The sequence below is a fragment of the Streptomyces cadmiisoli genome (assembly GCF_003261055.1).
Taxonomy (GTDB): Bacteria; Actinomycetota; Actinomycetes; order Streptomycetales; family Streptomycetaceae; genus Streptomyces; species Streptomyces cadmiisoli.
This window is the reverse complement of the sequence record NZ_CP030073.1, coordinates 5394824-5412521: the sequence shown is the minus strand read 5'-3', so window position 1 is coordinate 5412521 and position 17698 is coordinate 5394824. Positions and strand designations below refer to the sequence as shown.

Annotated in this window: 10 protein-coding genes and 3 rRNA genes; 6 read left to right on the top strand and 7 right to left on the bottom strand. The window is 67.0% G+C overall.

Annotated elements, in window-relative coordinates; all coding sequences use genetic code 11:
• Positions 1 to 169 precede the first annotated feature (169 nt).
• The gene (gene mtnA, locus DN051_RS23600; protein WP_053761619.1) at positions 170 to 1312 is read right to left on the bottom strand and encodes an S-methyl-5-thioribose-1-phosphate isomerase; all 1143 of its coding nucleotides are present in this window, start codon (positions 1310 to 1312) and stop codon (positions 170 to 172) included.
• Between the two features lie 140 nt (positions 1313 to 1452).
• On the opposite strand from mtnA, the gene DN051_RS23595 reads away from it, so the two are divergent.
• The 5 genes from DN051_RS23595 to DN051_RS23575 are packed head-to-tail and all read left to right on the top strand — an operon-like array spanning position 1453 to position 7084.
• Positions 1453 to 2784 carry a DUF7847 domain-containing protein gene (locus DN051_RS23595; protein WP_112439451.1) on the top strand — a complete coding sequence of 444 codons (1332 nt, stop codon included), beginning with the start codon at positions 1453 to 1455 and terminating at the stop codon, positions 2782 to 2784.
• A gap of 4 nt (positions 2785 to 2788) precedes the next feature.
• On the top strand, positions 2789 to 3595 hold the full coding sequence (locus tag DN051_RS23590; RefSeq protein ID WP_112439450.1) for a DUF4129 domain-containing protein: 807 nt from the start codon (positions 2789 to 2791) through the stop codon (positions 3593 to 3595).
• Entirely contained in the window at positions 3592 to 4785 is a 1194-nt protein-coding gene (locus DN051_RS23585; RefSeq protein ID WP_112439449.1) for a DUF4350 domain-containing protein, read from the top strand. Before DN051_RS23590 ends, DN051_RS23585 begins: the two co-directional genes overlap by 4 nt.
• Positions 4785 to 5774, top strand: a complete 990-nt coding sequence (locus tag DN051_RS23580; protein WP_107094047.1) for an AAA family ATPase — start codon at positions 4785 to 4787, stop codon at positions 5772 to 5774. The genes DN051_RS23585 and DN051_RS23580 overlap by 1 nt, the downstream gene beginning before the upstream one ends.
• Positions 5774 to 7084: a DUF58 domain-containing protein gene (locus DN051_RS23575; RefSeq protein WP_112439448.1), complete on the top strand. Its 1311-nt coding sequence runs from the start codon at positions 5774 to 5776 to the stop codon at positions 7082 to 7084. The genes DN051_RS23580 and DN051_RS23575 overlap by 1 nt, the downstream gene beginning before the upstream one ends.
• Positions 7085 to 7186: 102 nt before the next feature.
• Here DN051_RS23575 and rrf read toward each other — a convergent pair.
• The 4 genes from rrf to DN051_RS23550 form a co-directional block, all read right to left on the bottom strand.
• A 5S ribosomal RNA gene (gene rrf, locus DN051_RS23570) occupies positions 7187 to 7303 on the bottom strand.
• An 85-nt stretch (positions 7304 to 7388) separates the two neighbouring features.
• Positions 7389 to 10510, bottom strand: a 23S ribosomal RNA gene (locus tag DN051_RS23565).
• Between the two features lie 303 nt (positions 10511 to 10813).
• Positions 10814 to 12336 (bottom strand): 16S ribosomal RNA (locus DN051_RS23560).
• The 16S, 23S and 5S rRNA genes sit together here, the layout of an rRNA operon.
• Before the next feature lie 544 nt (positions 12337 to 12880).
• Entirely contained in the window at positions 12881 to 13888 is a 1008-nt protein-coding gene (locus DN051_RS23550) for a stage II sporulation protein M (RefSeq protein ID WP_112439446.1), read from the bottom strand.
• A 131-nt stretch (positions 13889 to 14019) separates the two neighbouring features.
• On the opposite strand from DN051_RS23550, the gene DN051_RS23545 reads away from it, so the two are divergent.
• Complete coding sequence (locus DN051_RS23545; RefSeq protein WP_112439445.1) at positions 14020 to 15033, top strand: RDD family protein; 1014 nt, start codon at positions 14020 to 14022, stop codon at positions 15031 to 15033.
• Between the two features lie 127 nt (positions 15034 to 15160).
• Here the strand turns inward: DN051_RS23545 and DN051_RS23540 are convergent, their stop codons facing one another.
• Together DN051_RS23540 and ahcY are read right to left on the bottom strand one after the other, a co-directional pair.
• Entirely contained in the window at positions 15161 to 15772 is a 612-nt protein-coding gene (locus DN051_RS23540; RefSeq protein WP_053760362.1) for a hypothetical protein, read from the bottom strand.
• Positions 15773 to 15912: 140 nt separating this feature from the next.
• Positions 15913 to 17370 (bottom strand): adenosylhomocysteinase, encoded by a 1458-nt coding sequence (ahcY, locus tag DN051_RS23535; protein WP_053760361.1) that lies wholly within the window; start codon positions 17368 to 17370, stop codon positions 15913 to 15915.
• Between the last annotated feature and the right edge of the window lie 328 nt (positions 17371 to 17698).

Sequence of the window (17698 nt, the reverse complement as noted above, 5' to 3'; positions counted from 1 at the left end):
ACCGGGGCGCTGGTGAGCGAGGTCACTGGCCCGTGACGATAGTCGTACCAGGTCACTACTGTCTGCCCTCGCCCCCCGCCACCGGTTTCAGCGGCGCATCCCGGGCCTCTTTCCGCTCGCGGAACACCGGCCCGGGACGCGCCGGCGGGCCCCGAGGAGCCACCGTCCGTCAGTCGATCGTCGCTTGGGGCGACCTGGCGCACATCTCGGCCAGAGCCTCAGCCGTCACCGGCGACACGGCACCCTCCTCGGTCACGATCGCCGTCACCAACTCCGGCGGCGTCACGTCGAACGCCGGGTTGTACGCCTGCGTCCCCAACGGCGCCACCGGCACCCCACCACCCGCTCCCGTCACCGGGACATTGGGGGCGGCGACCTCGGTCACCTCGTACCCGGGGCGCTGCTCGACCTCGATGGACGCCCCGTCCGGCGTGTCCGGATCCACCGTCGTCACCGGCGCCACCACGATGAAGGGCACGTGGTGGTACCGGGCGAGCACCGCGAGCGGATAGCTCCCCACCTTGTTCGCCACCGAACCGTCCGCCGCGATGCGATCCGCCCCGATCAGCACCGCGTCCACCTCGCCGGCCGCGAACAGCGAACCCGCCGCGTTGTCCGTGAGCAGCGTGTACGCCATGCCACTGCGCGCCGCCTCGTACGCCGTGAGCCGGGCCCCCTGGAGCAGCGGACGCGTCTCGTCCACCCACAGCCGCCGGAGCCGGCCCTGACGGTGCGCGGCGAGCGCCACGGCGAACGCCGTCCCGGCGCCGCCCGACACCAGCGAACCGGTGTTGCAGTGCGTGAGGATCCGGTGTCCGCCGCCGGGCAGCAGCTCGTCCAGCAGCGCCAGTCCGTGCGCGGCCATCCGCCCGCTCGCCTCGGCGTCCTCCCGGTGCAACTGCCGCGCCGCCGCCAGCGCCGCCTTCGCCGCGGACTCGGCACCGGCACCTCCCGCAAGGGCGGCCCGGTGAGCGGAGGCGGCTCGGCGCACGCCGACGGACAGGTTCACCGCCGTGGGGCGGGCACCCGCCAGCGCCACCGCGGCCTCCTCCACGTCGAACCCGCGCGCGGCGGCGAGCGCGACGCCGTACGCTCCCGCGATGCCGAGCAGCGGCGCACCGCGCACGGCGAGCGTACGGATCGCGTCCACCAGCGCGGGTGCGTCCGTGCAGACCAGCTCGACCTCCTCGGCCGGCAGTCTCGTCTGGTCGAGGAGAACCACCACCGGACCCTCGGGCGGCTCCTCCCAACGGATGACGGGTATCCCCGTCGACGGCTTGTCCTCGCCGGATTGCGCGTACTGATCAGCCATGCGGTCAGTCTGCCCGTTGTACGGCGGACAATTGAAGGTGTGCAGCCCATACCGTGCCCGGACCCCGGGCCGGCACCCCATGGCACGATGTCTGCCAACCCGCCCCCGCGACAGCGGACGGGCACCGTGAAGGAGCGATGATGAAAGACACGCCGGGCTGGGCCTCGCCCGGATCCGCCCCGTCCGACGGGCAGGAACCCGGCACGTCCGGTCCTGCCGAGCAGCGCGACCAACCGAACCCGGAGCAGCCCGCGGACCGGCCCGGCCCGCAGTCGCCGGAACCCGGCACGAAGTGGTCCAAGGAACAGCCGCCACCCGCGCAGTGGTCCGCTCCCGGCGGCACGCAGGACGCGGGTCAGGCACCTCCGCCGTCTCCGCCCGGCCCCGGCTGGGGCGGCCGGCCCCCCGGCGGATACGGCGGCGGACGACCCCCCGGCGGATACGGCGGCTGGGGCGCCGGCCAGTGGGGCGGTCCCCCGCCCGCGGCCAAGCCCGGCGTCATCCCACTGCGCCCGCTCGGCGTCGGCGAGATCCTCGACGGCGCCGTCTCCACGATGCGCACCTACTGGCGCACGGTGCTCGGCATCTCCCTGACCGTCGCGGTCCTCACGGAGATCGTCGTCATCCTGCTCCAGGGCTTCGTCCTGAACGACAGGACCAGCACCGCGGCCCTCAACGACCCGAGCGCCTCCCTCGACGAACTCACCCGCGCCCTGGGCGACGCCCTGCTCGGCTCCGGCGTCGTCTTCCTGATCTCCCTGATCGGCACCGTCGCGGCGACCGCGCTGCTGACCACCGTCACCAGCCGAGCCGTCCTCGGCAAGCCCGTGACCACGGCGGAGGCCTGGAGCGACGCCCGCCCGCGGGTGATCAAGCTGTTCGGCCTGATCCTCCTGCTGCTGCTCATCACCGTCGGTGTCGCCGTCGCCGGTGCCGTCCCCGGCATCATCGTGGCAGCGACCGGGGACAGCACGGCCGGCGCGGGACTCGTCGTCCTCGGCGTCCTGTGCACCAGCATCGTCGCCGTGTGGCTGGGGGTCCGCTTCTCCCTGGCATCCCCCGCTCTCATGCTGGAGAAGCAGGGCATCGTGAAGGCCATGAGCCGCTCGGCGAAGCTCGTGCGCGGTTCCTGGTGGCGCGTCTTCGGCATCCAACTGCTCGCCGTGATCATCGCGAACATCGTCGCGGCGATCGTCGTCATCCCCTTCACCTTCCTCGCGGCCGCGCTCAGCGGCGACGGCATCGGCAGCGTCATGGAGGGCACCGGTCACATCGGCTGGACGTTCCTCATCATCAGCGGGATCGGCTCGGTGATCGGCTCCATGATCACGTTCCCGATCACGGCGGGCGTGACCGTGCTCCTCTACATCGACCAGCGCATCCGCCGCGAGGCCCTCGACCTGGACCTCGCCCGCGCCGCCGGCGTCCAGGACTACGGTTCCGGCGCGGCCGACACCACGCCCGGGAGCTGATGCGGTGAGCCTGGCGGGGGACGTCCTCACAGCCGCGCCGCGCGCCACCGACGCGGCCGTACGCGCCTGGCTCCGCGCCGGTGACCTGGCCGTACGTCCGTCACAGCGCGGCGGTGCGTCCGCGCCTGTGTGGGCCGCGTCGAATGACGAGCCGCCGTTGACGATCCCGCGCGACCCCGCGCGGGAAGCGGCCCGCCGCGAGCTGTCCAAACGGCTGTACCACGAGGACGACCCCGGCCTCTTCCAACGCGCTCTCGACGCCTTCTGGGGCTGGGTCGACGACCTCTTCAGCGCCGCCTCCGCCGCCACCCCCGGGGGCCTGCTCGGCCTCGTCGTCGTCATCCTCGCCGTCGTCGCGGTGCTGGCCGCGCTGTGGTGGCGTCTGGGCACCCCGCGCCGCGAGCCGGTCTCCGCCCCCGCACTGTTCGACGACCGCCCCCGCAGCGCCGCCGAACACCGCGCCGCCGCCGAGGCCCACGCCGCCCAGCACCACTGGAACCAGGCCGTCCAGGAACGCATGCGGGCCATCGTCCGGTCCCTGGAGGAACGCGCACTCCTCGATCCCCGGCCGGGCCGCACCGCGGACGAGGCGGCCGCCGAGGCGGGCCGGGCCCTGCCCGCCCACACGGACCGGCTCCGCGCCGCCTCCCGGGACTTCGACGACGTCACATACGGTGGACTCGCGGCAACCGAGCAGTCGTACCGGCGCACCGCGGACCTCGACCGCGACCTGGAACGCACGAAGCCCCAGCTCACCAGCAGCAACGCCCACAGCGCCGACCACGACACCCGCCGCGGAGCCGCCGGATGACCGCCGAGGCCATGCTCCCGTCCACCTCGGTCTCGCCCACCCCCCGCCAGGTGTGGACCCGCACACGAGGGATCGCGCTGGCGCTCGTACTCCTCCTGGCCGGGGCCGTCGCCGTCGCCCTCATCCGCTCCGACGCCCAGCGCGGCAGCCTCGACCCGCGCTCCGCCGAGGCCCAGGGCAGCCGCGCCGTCGCGGAGCTCCTCACCGAGCGGGGCGTCACCACGCGCGTGGTCACAACTCTGGACGAGGCACGCGCTGCGGCCGACCCGGACACCACCCTGCTGGTCGCCGTCCCCGACCTGCTGACCGACCGTCAACAGTCCGGCCTGCGCGACACGACCGCAGCCTCCGGAGGCCGCACCGTCCTCGTCGCCGCCGGCAGTTCCTCCGTCGAACAACTCGCCCCGGGCGTCACCGCCGACCCGGCCATCAGCCTCAGATCGGCACTGGCGCCCGACTGCGCCTTCCCCGCCGCGCAACGCGCGGGCACCGCCGACACCGGCGGCCTCCGCTACACCACCACCCACCTCGACGCCGACCAGTGCTACACCAGCGAGCGCCTGGCCACCCTGATCCGCGTCCCGGAGACATCCGGCGGGGACACCGTCGTACTCGGCGCGCCCGACATCCTCTACAACGACCGCCTCGACGAGCAGGGCAACGCCTCGCTCGCCCTCCAACTCCTCGGCTCCCGCCCCCATCTGGTCTGGTACCTCCCCTCACTCTCCGACGCCTCAGCCGCCGAACAGGGCGAAGAACGCACCCTGATCGACCTGCTCCCCTCGGGCTGGCTCTGGGGCACGCTCCAACTGTTCGTCGCCGCGGTCCTCGCCGCCCTGTGGCGGGCACGCCGACTCGGCCCCCTGGTGCCCGAAAAGCTCCCCGTGGCGATCCGCGCCTCCGAAACCGTCGAAGGCCGCGCCCGCCTCTACCGAACGGCCAACGCCCGCGACCGCGCGGCCGCCGCTCTGCGCTCCACCACCCGCACCCGCCTCGCCCCCCTCGTAGGCGTCCCCGTCGCCCAGGCGCACACGCCCGAAGCCCTGCTCCCGGCCCTGTCAGCCCACCTCCACGGCGACGGCCGGTCCCTGCACTCCCTGCTCTTCGGCACCCCGCCCGGCGACGACGCAGCCCTCATCACCCTCGCCGACCAACTCGACGCCCTCGAAAGAGAGGTACGCCGTCCATGATGGACCCGACCACTGACAACGCCGGGCAGACCGGCGACCCGGGCCAGGCCCGAGCCGCCCTGGAGTCCCTGCGCGCCGAGATCGCCAAGGCCGTGGTCGGCCAGGACCCCGCCGTCACCGGCCTCGTCGTCGCCCTCCTGTGCCGCGGACACGTACTGCTCGAAGGGGTACCGGGAGTCGCCAAGACCCTGCTCGTCCGTACGCTCGCCTCCGCGCTGGACGTCGACACCAAGCGCGTCCAGTTCACCCCGGACCTCATGCCGAGCGACGTGACCGGCTCCCTCGTCTACGACACGCGCACCGCCGAGTTCTCCTTCCAGCCCGGCCCCGTCTTCACCAACCTCCTCCTCGCTGACGAGATCAACCGCACGCCGCCCAAAACCCAGTCATCGCTCCTGGAAGCGATGGAGGAACGCCAGGTCACGGTCGACGGCACACCGCGCCCGCTCCCGGAGCCGTTCCTGGTCGCCGCGACCCAGAACCCGGTCGAGTACGAGGGCACGTACCCCCTCCCCGAGGCCCAGCTGGACCGCTTCCTCCTCAAACTCACCATCCCGCTGCCCTCCCGCCAGGACGAGATCGACGTCGTCACACGCCACGCGGAGGGCTTCAACCCACGCGACCTCCGCGCGGCCGGCGTACGTCCGGTGGCGGGCCCCGCAGTCCTGGACGCCGCCCGAGCGGCCGTGGCCAAGACCACCGTCTCCCCGGAGATCACGGCCTACGTCGTCGACATCTGCCGGGCGACCCGCGAATCACCGTCCCTCACACTCGGCGTGTCACCGCGAGGCGCCACCGCCCTGCTCGCCACGTCCCGCGCCTGGGCCTGGCTGACCGGCCGTGACTACGTCATCCCGGACGACGTGAAAGCCCTTGCTCTCCCCACGCTCCGGCACCGCGTCCAGCTCCGCCCGGAAGCCGAGATGGAAGGCGTGACAGCCGACTCCGTCATCAACGCGATCCTCGCCCACGTCCCCGTCCCCCGCTGATGGCCTTCACCGGACGCGCCGCCCTCCTCGCGGCCCTCGGCTCACTCCCCGTCGGACTCTGGGAACCCAGCTGGACGGGCATTCTCGCCGTGAACGCTCCCCTGGCCGTCGCCTGTGCCTGCGACTACGCCCTGGCGGCGCCGGTACGACGCCTGGGCCTGACCCGCTCCGGCGACACCTCCGCGCGCCTGGGCGACACAGCGGACGTCACCCTCACCGTCACCAACCCGTCCCGCCGGCCTCTCCGCGCCCAGCTCCGTGACGCCTGGCCCCCCAGCAGCTGGCAGCCCGGCACCGAGATCGTGGCCTCCCGCCACCGGCTGACAGTGCCCGCCGGCGAACGCCGCCGCGCCACCACGCGACTGCGCCCCACCCGCCGCGGCGACCGTCAAGCCGACCGCGTGACCATCCGCTCGTACGGCCCCCTCGGCCTCTCCTCCCGCCAGGGCACCCACAAAGTCCCCTGGACGGTACGCGTGCTTCCCCCCTTCACCAGCCGAAAGCACCTGCCGTCGAAACTGGCCCGGCTCCGCGAACTCGACGGCCGGACCAGCGTTCTGCAGCGCGGCGAGGGCACGGAATTCGACAGTCTCCGCGAATACGTCCCCGGCGACGACACCCGCTCCATCGACTGGCGCGCCACCGCCCGACAGACCACGGTCGCCGTACGCACCTGGCGCCCCGAGCGTGACAGGCACATCCTGCTGGTCCTCGACACCGGCCGGACCTCAGCCGGCCGCGTCGGCGACGCCCCCCGCCTCGACGCCGCCATGGACGCGGCCCTGCTCCTGGCGGTCCTCGCGTCCCGCGCCGGCGACCGCGTCGACCTGCTCGCCTACGACCGCAGGGTCCGCGCCCTCGTCCAGGGCAGAACAGCGGGCGATGTCCTTCCCTCCCTGGTCAACGCCATGGCCACACTGGAACCCGAGCTGGTCGAAACGGACGCACGGGGCCTCACTGCGACGGTACTGCGCACAGCACCGCGTCGCTCGCTCATCGTGCTCCTGACCACTCTCGACACGGCCCCGGTCGAAGAAGGTCTGCTGCCGGTACTCCCGCAGCTCACCCAACGCCACACGGTTCTGGTCGCCTCAGTGGCAGATCCCCAGATCGCCCGCATGGCAACGTCTCGCGGCAACACCCAGGCTCTCTACGAGGCCGCCGCGGCAGCCCAGGCCCAGTCCGAACGCCATCGCACCGCCGAACAACTCCGCCGACACGGCGTCACGGTCGTCGACGCGACCCCCGACGAACTGGCGCCGGCTCTTGCCGACGCCTACCTGGCCCTCAAAACGGCAGGTCGCCTATAGGAAAAGGGGAGGCCCTCAAAGCCCTTGAAAGGGCCGGCGCCGTCCGACGCCTAAACGCAGAAAGCCCCCGTGCCGAATGGCACGGGGGCTTTCACAAAAATTGTTCGGCGGCGTCCTACTCTCCCACAGGGTCCCCCCTGCAGTACCATCGGCGCTGTGAGGCTTAGCTTCCGGGTTCGGTATGTAACCGGGCGTTTCCCTCACGCTATAACCACCGAAACACTATGAAACTGACAACCGGACCGCATGTGGCCATACGGGGCTGTTCGTGGTTTCAGAACCAACACAGTGGACGCGAGCAACTGAGGACAAGCCCTCGGCCTATTAGTACCGGTCAACTCCACACGTTACCGTGCTTCCATATCCGGCCTATCAACCCAGTCGTCTACTGGGAGCCTTACCCCATCAAGTGGGTGGGAGCCCTCATCTCGAAGCAGGCTTCCCGCTTAGATGCTTTCAGCGGTTATCCCTCCCGAACGTAGCCAACCAGCCATGCCCTTGGCAGAACAACTGGCACACCAGAGGTTCGTCCGTCCCGGTCCTCTCGTACTAGGGACAGCCCTTCTCAAGACTCCTACGCGCACAGCGGATAGGGACCGAACTGTCTCACGACGTTCTAAACCCAGCTCGCGTACCGCTTTAATGGGCGAACAGCCCAACCCTTGGGACCGACTCCAGCCCCAGGATGCGACGAGCCGACATCGAGGTGCCAAACCATCCCGTCGATATGGACTCTTGGGGAAGATCAGCCTGTTATCCCCGGGGTACCTTTTATCCGTTGAGCGACGGCGCTTCCACAAGCCACCGCCGGATCACTAGTCCCGACTTTCGTCCCTGCTCGACCCGTCGGTCTCACAGTCAAGCTCCCTTGTGCACTTACACTCAACACCTGATTACCAACCAGGCTGAGGGAACCTTTGGGCGCCTCCGTTACTCTTTAGGAGGCAACCGCCCCAGTTAAACTACCCATCAGACACTGTCCCTGATCCGGATCACGGACCCAGGTTAGACATCCAGCACGACCAGACTGGTATTTCAACGACGACTCCACCTGAACTGGCGTCCAAGCTTCAAAGTCTCCCAGCTATCCTACACAAGCCGAACCGAACACCAATATCAAACTGTAGTAAAGGTCCCGGGGTCTTTCCGTCCTGCTGCGCGAAACGAGCATCTTTACTCGTAGTGCAATTTCACCGGGCCTATGGTTGAGACAGTCGAGAAGTCGTTACGCCATTCGTGCAGGTCGGAACTTACCCGACAAGGAATTTCGCTACCTTAGGATGGTTATAGTTACCACCGCCGTTTACTGGCGCTTAAGTTCTCAGCTTCGCCCCACCGAAATGGAGCTAACCGGTCCCCTTAACGTTCCAGCACCGGGCAGGCGTCAGTCCGTATACATCGCCTTACGGCTTCGCACGGACCTGTGTTTTTAGTAAACAGTCGCTTCTCGCTGGTCTCTGCGGCCACCCCCAGCTCGAACAGTAAATGCTCTCACCAGGCGTGGCCCCCCTTCTCCCGAAGTTACGGGGGCATTTTGCCGAGTTCCTTAACCATAGTTCACCCGAACGCCTCGGTATTCTCTACCTGACCACCTGAGTCGGTTTAGGGTACGGGCCGCCATGAAACTCGCTAGAGGCTTTTCTCGACAGCATAGGATCATCCACTTCACCACAATCGGCTCGGCATCAGGTCTCAGCCTCAATGCGCGACGGATTTACCTATCGCACGGCCTACACCCTTACCCCGGGACAACCACCGCCCGGGATGGACTACCTTCCTGCGTCACCCCATCACTCACCTACTAACCGCTTGGTCCGGCGGCTCCACCACTCCCCTCAACTCCGAAGAGATCAGGGCGGCTTCACGGCCTTAGCATCACGATGCTCGATGTTTGACGCTTCACAGCGGGTACCGGAATATCAACCGGTTATCCATCGACTACGCCTGTCGGCCTCGCCTTAGGTCCCGACTTACCCTGGGCAGATCAGCTTGACCCAGGAACCCTTAGTCAATCGGCGCAAACGTTTCTCACGTTTGTATCGCTACTCATGCCTGCATTCTCACTCGTCAACCGTCCACAACTACCTTCCGGTGCTGCTTCACCCGGCAGACGACGCTCCCCTACCCATCACAGCGGGCGTTGGCCCTACATGCTGCAATGACACGACTTCGGCGGTACGCTTGAGCCCCGCTACATTGTCGGCGCGGAATCACTAGACCAGTGAGCTATTACGCACTCTTTCAAGGGTGGCTGCTTCTAAGCCAACCTCCTGGTTGTCTGTGCGACTCCACATCCTTTCCCACTTAGCGTACGCTTAGGGGCCTTAGTCGATGCTCTGGGCTGTTTCCCTCTCGACCATGGAGCTTATCCCCCACAGTCTCACTGCCGCGCTCTCACTTACCGGCATTCGGAGTTTGGCTAAGGTCAGTAACCCGGTAGGGCCCATCGCCTATCCAGTGCTCTACCTCCGGCAAGAAACACACGACGCTGCACCTAAATGCATTTCGGGGAGAACCAGCTATCACGGAGTTTGATTGGCCTTTCACCCCTAACCACAGGTCATCCCCCAGGTTTTCAACCCTGGTGGGTTCGGTCCTCCACGAAGTCTTACCTCCGCTTCAACCTGCCCATGGCTAGATCACTCCGCTTCGGGTCTTGAGCGTGCTACTAAAAACGCCCTGTTCGGACTCGCTTTCGCTACGGCTACCCCACCCGGGTTAACCTCGCAACACACCGCAAACTCGCAGGCTCATTCTTCAAAAGGCACGCAGTCACGAGAATGTGCAAGCACATTCCGACGCTCCCACGGCTTGTAGGCACACGGTTTCAGGTACTATTTCACTCCCCTCCCGGGGTACTTTTCACCATTCCCTCACGGTACTATCCGCTATCGGTCACCAGGGAATATTTAGGCTTAGCGGGTGGTCCCGCCAGATTCACACGGGATTTCTCGGGCCCCGTGCTACTTGGGTGTCTCTCAAACAAGCCGCTGACATTTCGACTACGGGGGTCTTACCCTCTACGCCGGACCTTTCGCATGTCCTTCGTCTACATCAACGGTTTCTGACTCGTCTCACGGCCGGCAGACCGCAAAAGAGAGATCCCACAACCCCGTATACGCAACCCCTGCCGGGTCTCACACGTACACGGTTTGGCCTCATCCAGTTTCGCTCGCCACTACTCCCGGAATCACGGTTGTTTTCTCTTCCTGAGGGTACTGAGATGTTTCACTTCCCCTCGTTCCCTCCACACTGCCTATGTGTTCAGCAGCGGGTGACAGCCCATGACGACTGCCGGGTTTCCCCATTCGGAAACCCCCGGATCAAAGCCTGGTTGACGACTCCCCGGGGACTATCGTGGCCTCCCACGTCCTTCATCGGTTCCTGGTGCCAAGGCATCCACCGTGCGCCCTTAAAAACTTGGCCACAGATGCTCGCGTCCACTGTGCAGTTCTCAAACAACGACCAACCACCCATCACCCCCGGACCAAACCGGAGTTCACTGGGGCCGGCGACTGAAGGAAACTTCATTCCCTCAGACACCCAACAGCGTGCCCGGCCAGCCCTCGTCCGAAGATCATGCGTTCCACGCTCTGACGAGCAGTACTAGCAGCCCCCGACCCAAGATCTGGCCGAATAGTCAACGTTCCACCCATGAGCAACCAGTGCGAGACGTTCGCTCGCATCCTGGCCTCTGACCGGGCAAGCCCGGTAAGAAGTGCTCCTTAGAAAGGAGGTGATCCAGCCGCACCTTCCGGTACGGCTACCTTGTTACGACTTCGTCCCAATCGCCAGTCCCACCTTCGACAGCTCCCTCCACAAGGGTTGGGCCACCGGCTTCGGGTGTTACCGACTTTCGTGACGTGACGGGCGGTGTGTACAAGGCCCGGGAACGTATTCACCGCAGCAATGCTGATCTGCGATTACTAGCGACTCCGACTTCATGGGGTCGAGTTGCAGACCCCAATCCGAACTGAGACCGGCTTTTTGAGATTCGCTCCACCTCACGGTATCGCAGCTCATTGTACCGGCCATTGTAGCACGTGTGCAGCCCAAGACATAAGGGGCATGATGACTTGACGTCGTCCCCACCTTCCTCCGAGTTGACCCCGGCGGTCTCCCGTGAGTCCCCAGCACCACAAGGGCCTGCTGGCAACACGGGACAAGGGTTGCGCTCGTTGCGGGACTTAACCCAACATCTCACGACACGAGCTGACGACAGCCATGCACCACCTGTACACCGACCACAAGGGGGCGCCTGTCTCCAGACGTTTCCGGTGTATGTCAAGCCTTGGTAAGGTTCTTCGCGTTGCGTCGAATTAAGCCACATGCTCCGCCGCTTGTGCGGGCCCCCGTCAATTCCTTTGAGTTTTAGCCTTGCGGCCGTACTCCCCAGGCGGGGCACTTAATGCGTTAGCTGCGGCACGGACAACGTGGAATGTTGCCCACACCTAGTGCCCACCGTTTACGGCGTGGACTACCAGGGTATCTAATCCTGTTCGCTCCCCACGCTTTCGCTCCTCAGCGTCAGTATCGGCCCAGAGATCCGCCTTCGCCACCGGTGTTCCTCCTGATATCTGCGCATTTCACCGCTACACCAGGAATTCCGATCTCCCCTACCGAACTCTAGCCTGCCCGTATCGACTGCAGACCCGGGGTTAAGCCCCGGGCTTTCACAACCGACGTGACAAGCCGCCTACGAGCTCTTTACGCCCAATAATTCCGGACAACGCTTGCGCCCTACGTATTACCGCGGCTGCTGGCACGTAGTTAGCCGGCGCTTCTTCTGCAGGTACCGTCACTTTCGCTTCTTCCCTGCTGAAAGAGGTTTACAACCCGAAGGCCGTCATCCCTCACGCGGCGTCGCTGCATCAGGCTTTCGCCCATTGTGCAATATTCCCCACTGCTGCCTCCCGTAGGAGTCTGGGCCGTGTCTCAGTCCCAGTGTGGCCGGTCGCCCTCTCAGGCCGGCTACCCGTCGTCGCCTTGGTGAGCCGTTACCTCACCAACAAGCTGATAGGCCGCGGGCTCATCCTGCACCGCCGGAGCTTTACAACCTCAACCATGCGGAAGAGGCTCATATCCGGTATTAGACCCCGTTTCCAGGGCTTGTCCCAGAGTGCAGGGCAGATTGCCCACGTGTTACTCACCCGTTCGCCACTAATCCACCCCGAAGGGCTTCATCGTTCGACTTGCATGTGTTAAGCACGCCGCCAGCGTTCGTCCTGAGCCAGGATCAAACTCTCCGTGAATGCTTCCCCGTGATCGGGGCGAACACCACGAGAGCGGAACGATCGGAGGAATAATCCGACCGTTCACAGCGTCCTCGCTGTGTTATTTCAAAGGAACCTCGCCCCAGCAGATGCTGGAGACGGGGTATCAACATATCTGGCGTTGACTTTTGGCACGCTGTTGAGTTCTCAAGGAACGGACGCTTCCTTCGTACTCACCCTCTCGGGCTTTCCTCCGGGCGCTTCCCTTCGGTGTTTCCGACTCTATCAGATCTTTTCTCGATCCGATTTCCTCGGTGCTTTCCAGGTCTTCGCTTTCGCGCTTTCCTTTCCGGCGGTTCCGACTTTATCAGAGGTTTCCGGCCGGTCTTGCCAGCCATCCATTCCGATTCATCGGGAGAGCTTCCTCGAAAGCGATGTCTCGTGAAGCAGATAGATTCTCAAGGCTGCCGACCGGAGAACTCCAGTCCAGGCAACTGTTCGAATCTACCTCCCCACACGCTCCGTGTCAACGGTTCCTGTGGGGCGAAGAGGACACTAGCAGTTCATCTGGTGTCTGCGCACATCAGGCGGCGGTCGGCACGCTGTGGCTGCGCTCGGCTGCGTCCAGGTCACCGGTGTGCCCGGCGCGGGTGGCCCGGCGTCCGAGCACGTAGACGTATGCGAGGAAGGCCAACTCCGCGGCGATGCCGATGGCGATGCGGGCCCATGTCGGTAGGCCCGACGGAGTGACGAAGCCTTCGATGGCGCCGGCGACGAAGAGAACCAGCGCGATGCCGATCGCCATTCCGACGGCGGATCTGCCTTCCTCGGCCAAGGCCTGGCGCCGGGTGCGCGGGCCGGGGTCGATCACCGTCCACCCGAGTCTCAATCCCGTGCCAGCGGCGACGAACACCGCCGTCAGTTCCAGGAGCCCGTGCGGGAGGACAAGGCCGAGGAAGGTGTCCAGCCGACCGGCCGAGGACATCAGGCCGAACCCGATGCCGAGGTTGAGCATGTTCTGGAAGAGGATCCAGAGCACCGGGAGACCCAGGAAGACCCCGAGAACCAGGCACATCGCGGCAGCCTGGGCGTTGTTCGTCCAGACGCGAGCGGCGAAGGAGGCGGCCGGGTGACTGGAGTAGTAGGACTCGTACTCGCCGCCGGGGCGGGTGAGCTCGCGTAGTTCTGCGGGGGCGGCGATGGTGGCCTGGACTTCCGGGTGCGTGCCGATCCACCAGCCCAGGAGAGCCGCGATGAGCGTGGACAGGAGCGCGGTGGGGACCCACCAGTGGCGTGATCGGTAGACGGCGGCGGGGAAGCCGTATGCCAGGAAGTGGGTGGCGTCGCGCCAGGAGGCGCGGCGGGTGCCGGTCACCGCGCTACGCGCGCGTGCCACCAGTTGGCTCAGCCGTCCTGTCAGCTGCGGGTCGGGGGCGCTGGACTGGATCAGGGAGAGGTGCGTGGCGGTGCGCTGGTAGAGGGCGACGAGTTCGTCCGTTTCGGCGCCTTTGAGTCGGCGCCGGCGTCTGAGCAGGGCTTCGAGGCGGTCCCATTCCGCGCGGTGCGCGGAGACGAAGACGTCGAGGTCCATCGTTCTGCCTGCTCCTCGGCTGTTCGTCGCGGGCTCGTCGTTGGGTGTCAGCTTGTAGTACTGCGGCGCGATGCGCCTTCAGCTTGGCAGACTGGCCGTTCTCGGGGCAGGTCAGGGGAAGGACGACGGGTGTGAGTGAGCTGGTGACGGGTGAGGCGGTGGCGCTGGAGCTGAGCCCCGCGAGGCTGCCCAGCAGGGCGCTGGCCATCCTTCTCGATCTGGTGGTGGCGGTCACCGTCTACGTCGTCGTGACGCTCGTGCTGGTCATGGCGACCGCGTCGTTGGACGAGGCCGCGCAGATCGCGGTGTCCATAGCCACGTTCCTGTTGGTTCTGGTGGGTGGGCCGATCGCCGTGGAGACGCTCAGTCATGGGCGGTCCTTGGGAAAGCTGGCGTTCGGGCTGCGTGTGGTGCGTGACGACGGCGGGCCGATCCGTTTCCGGCATGCGCTGGTCCGTGGGGCCATCGGCGCGGTCGAGATCCTGTTCACGTTCGGGGTGGTGGCCTGCATCGCCTCACTCGTGTCGGAGCGGGGGCGCCGGATCGGGGATGTCTTCGCGGGCACGCTTGTCGTGCGGGAGCGGGTGCCCTCCGCCAGGTCCGGATCCGTGCCCGCGCCGCCGCCCTGGCTGGCCGGGCACTTCTCGGGGCTTGATCTGTCCGCGGTTCCGGACGGTCTGTGGCTGGCCGTGCGCCAGTACCTGACGCGGATGCGTCAGCTCGACCCGCAGGTCGGCTGGGCCATGGCGGAACGGTTGTCCGCCGATCTCGCCGGTCGGACCGGGGTTCCCGTGCCGGACGGAGTTCCGCCGGACGCGTACCTGGCCGCGGTGGTGCAGGAGCGGCAGGCACGGGAAGCCCGGCGCGCATTCGGCAGCCCAGCGGCTTCGGAGGTGGGCGTGGCCGGGGGCGCGTACGGGGTACAGCCGACGGCGGGTGCGATGCCTGGCGGTCACGGCTGGGGGGACGTGCGCCCGCCGGCAGCTCCCGATCAGGATCATCGGCCACGCGCCGCTTTCCAAGAAGCGCGTCCGTCAACCGCTCCCGGTGAGGATCAGGCGCGGCAGACGCCGCCCGCGACGCGGAAGGGCGGGCCGCCGGCTGATCCGGAACGGCCCGCCACCGGGTTCGTGCCGCCCGCGTGACTACCTGACGCGTCTGTGCCGGATAACTGGATTTTTGAGGCTTTAGTGCCTGGCTGGTGGGTTGTTGATCCGTGAGTCCCGGCAATCGTGAGCGGTCGGCTGTGCCGGGGCTCCGCCCTTGGACTCCTCATGTGACGGACGGCGGCGACTCGAGGTCCTCCAGCTCGATCCCAGGCGCCGAGAGCACCACGTCGCCGGCGATGTGCACGAGGTGCTGTTCGCCCGTGTCCAAGGCTGTGACCTGGTATTCGTCCACGGTCAGGGGGCCGTTGTCAGTGCTGTGTGTTTCTCTTTTCAGCAGCGCCCAGGACTGGTCCACGGTGCGCGGAGCGAGGACCGGTTCCGTGAAGGCGACGAGGCGCAGGCGGGTGGCGGAGTCGGAGGGGGTGAGCCGGAGCAGACGGGTGACGGCGATGAGGAACGCGGGGGATGTGCCGGTGAAGGCGTGAGCGCGGACGTTTCCTTCGGTGGCGTGGGCGCCGGTGGGGTCCGTGCGGACCCAGGTGACGCCGTCGAGGGCGGCGCCTCGCACCTGCCAGCTCGCCGCGTGGAGTTCGAGGCGGATGGGGCGGCCGAGATCGTCGAGGGCGAGGTCGACGGAGCCTCGGTGATCGCCCGAGGGGGAGGTCAGTTGGGAGACGTAGCGCCAGCCGGAGGGGCCGGGGGCGCAGTGGAAGTGCTCTGCTGCGAAGGGGGTGTGATCGTGTGGATCGTGGAGCGAATAGCGGCCGCGGGGCATGGGGGTCCTGAGGTGTGACGGGTCGGTCCGGCCAAAGGGGCAGGCCCCCGGCACGGGGGTGCGGGGGCCTGCCTCGGAGGACCTGCCGCTGAGGTGGGCGTCAGTGCACGGACGCGCTGCTCAGCGGGTCGGCTGCGGACTCAGTAGCGGTAGTGGTCCGGCTTGAAGGGGCCATCGACCTTGACGCCGATGTAGTCGGCCTGCTCGGGGCGGAGCGTCGTCAGCTTCACGCCGAGCGCGTCGAGGTGGAGGCGGGCGACCTTCTCGTCGAGGTGCTTGGGCAGCACGTAGACGTCGGTCGGGTACTCGTCGGGCTTGGTGAACAGCTCGATCTGGGCCAGGGTCTGGTCCGCGAAGGAGTTGGACATCACGAACGACGGGTGACCGGTGGCGTTGCCCAGGTTCAGCAGGCGGCCCTCGGACAGGACGATGATCTTCTTCCCGTCGGGGAAGGTCCAGGTGTGCACCTGGGGCTTGACCTCGTCCTTGACGATGCCGGGGACCTTGGCGAGGCCGGCCATGTCGATCTCGTTGTCGAAGTGGCCGATGTTGCCGACGATCGCCTGGTGCTTCATCTTGGCCATGTCCGCGGCCATGATGATGTCCTTGTTACCGGTCGTGGTGACGAAGATGTCGGCCTTGTCGATGACCTCGTCGAGGGTCGTGACCTGGTAGCCGTCCATCGCCGCCTGGAGGGCGCAGATCGGGTCGATCTCGGTGACGATGACGCGGGCGCCCTGACCGCGCAGGGACTCCGCGCAGCCCTTGCCCACGTCGCCGTAACCGCAGATGACCACGGTCTTGCCGCCGATCAGGGTGTCGGTGGCGCGGTTGATGCCGTCGACCAGCGAGTGGCGGCAGCCGTATTTGTTGTCGAACTTCGACTTGGTGACGGCGTCGTTGACGTTGATCGCCGGGAACAGGAGGGTGCCCTCGCGGTGCATCTCGTACAGGCGGTGGACGCCGGTCGTGGTCTCCTCGGTCACGCCGCGGATCTCGGACGCCAGCTGGGTCCACTTCTGCGGGGTCTCGCTCACGGTGCGGGTGAGCAGTTCGAGGATGACGCGGTGCTCGTCGGACTCGGCGGTGTCGGGCGAGGGGACCTTGCCGTCCTTCTCGTACTCGACGCCCTTGTGGACGAGGAGGGTGGCGTCACCGCCGTCGTCCAGGATCATGTTCGGGCCGCCGGTGGGGGTGCCCGGCCAGGTCAGCGCCTGCTCCGTGCACCACCAGTACTCCTCCAGGGTCTCGCCCTTCCAGGCGAAGACCGGAACGCCCTGCGGGTTGTCGGGCGTGCCGTTCGGGCCGACGGCGATGGCGGCGGCCGCGTGGTCCTGGGTGGAGAAGATGTTGCAGGACGCCCAGCGGACCTGTGCGCCCAGGGCGACGAGGGTCTCGATGAGGACGGCGGTCTGCACGGTCATGTGCAGGGAGCCGGTGACACGGGCGCCCTTGAGGGGCTGGGTCGCGGCGTACTCCTTGCGGATCGCCATCAGGCCCGGCATCTCGTGCTCGGCGAGGGTGATCTCCTTGCGGCCGAACTCGGCCAGGGAGAGGTCGGCGACCTTGAAGTCCTGTCGGCTGTCGACAGTCGTCATTGGGGGCTGCTCCTCGGGTTGGGTCGAGGTGGGTACGGCTGATCTGCGCGGCGGCGGACACACGCGTGCCCGAACAGCACACGGGCATGCCCGTGTGCGCGCAGCGCAGTCCGTCGGAGGCCCTCTCTCCCTCGGACGGTCCGCTGGGGGACCGCCCGACCGCCATCAGCAGCGACGTCTGACTCCGTCCCAAGCTACACCGGGGCGCCCGGCCTTCCCCAGCCCGCTCCGAAGATTTCAGGCCGTTCCCGGCGGAACGGTGCGCGTTCGCGGTGCGGGGCCGGGTGCTGGAGACGCACACGATGCCGAGCTGCTGAGTCGGGCTGAT

What these genes read in the sequence shown, in the direction of transcription:
- mtnA (WP_053761619.1), bottom strand. Translation starts at nt 1,312, where the DNA reads ATGGCTGATCAGTACGCGCAATCCGGCGAGGACAAGCCGTCGACGGGG.
- DN051_RS23595 (WP_112439451.1), top strand. Translation starts at nt 1,453, where the DNA reads ATGAAAGACACGCCGGGCTGGGCCTCGCCCGGATCCGCCCCGTCCGAC.
- DN051_RS23585 (WP_112439449.1), top strand. Translation starts at nt 3,592, where the DNA reads ATGACCGCCGAGGCCATGCTCCCGTCCACCTCGGTCTCGCCCACCCCC.
- DN051_RS23580 (WP_107094047.1), top strand. Translation starts at nt 4,785, where the DNA reads ATGGACCCGACCACTGACAACGCCGGGCAGACCGGCGACCCGGGCCAG.
- DN051_RS23575 (WP_112439448.1), top strand. Translation starts at nt 5,774, where the DNA reads ATGGCCTTCACCGGACGCGCCGCCCTCCTCGCGGCCCTCGGCTCACTC.
- DN051_RS23550 (WP_112439446.1), bottom strand. Translation starts at nt 13,888, where the DNA reads ATGGACCTCGACGTCTTCGTCTCCGCGCACCGCGCGGAATGGGACCGC.
- DN051_RS23540 (WP_053760362.1), bottom strand. Translation starts at nt 15,772, where the DNA reads ATGCCCCGCGGCCGCTATTCGCTCCACGATCCACACGATCACACCCCC.
- ahcY (WP_053760361.1), bottom strand. Translation starts at nt 17,370, where the DNA reads ATGACGACTGTCGACAGCCGACAGGACTTCAAGGTCGCCGACCTCTCC.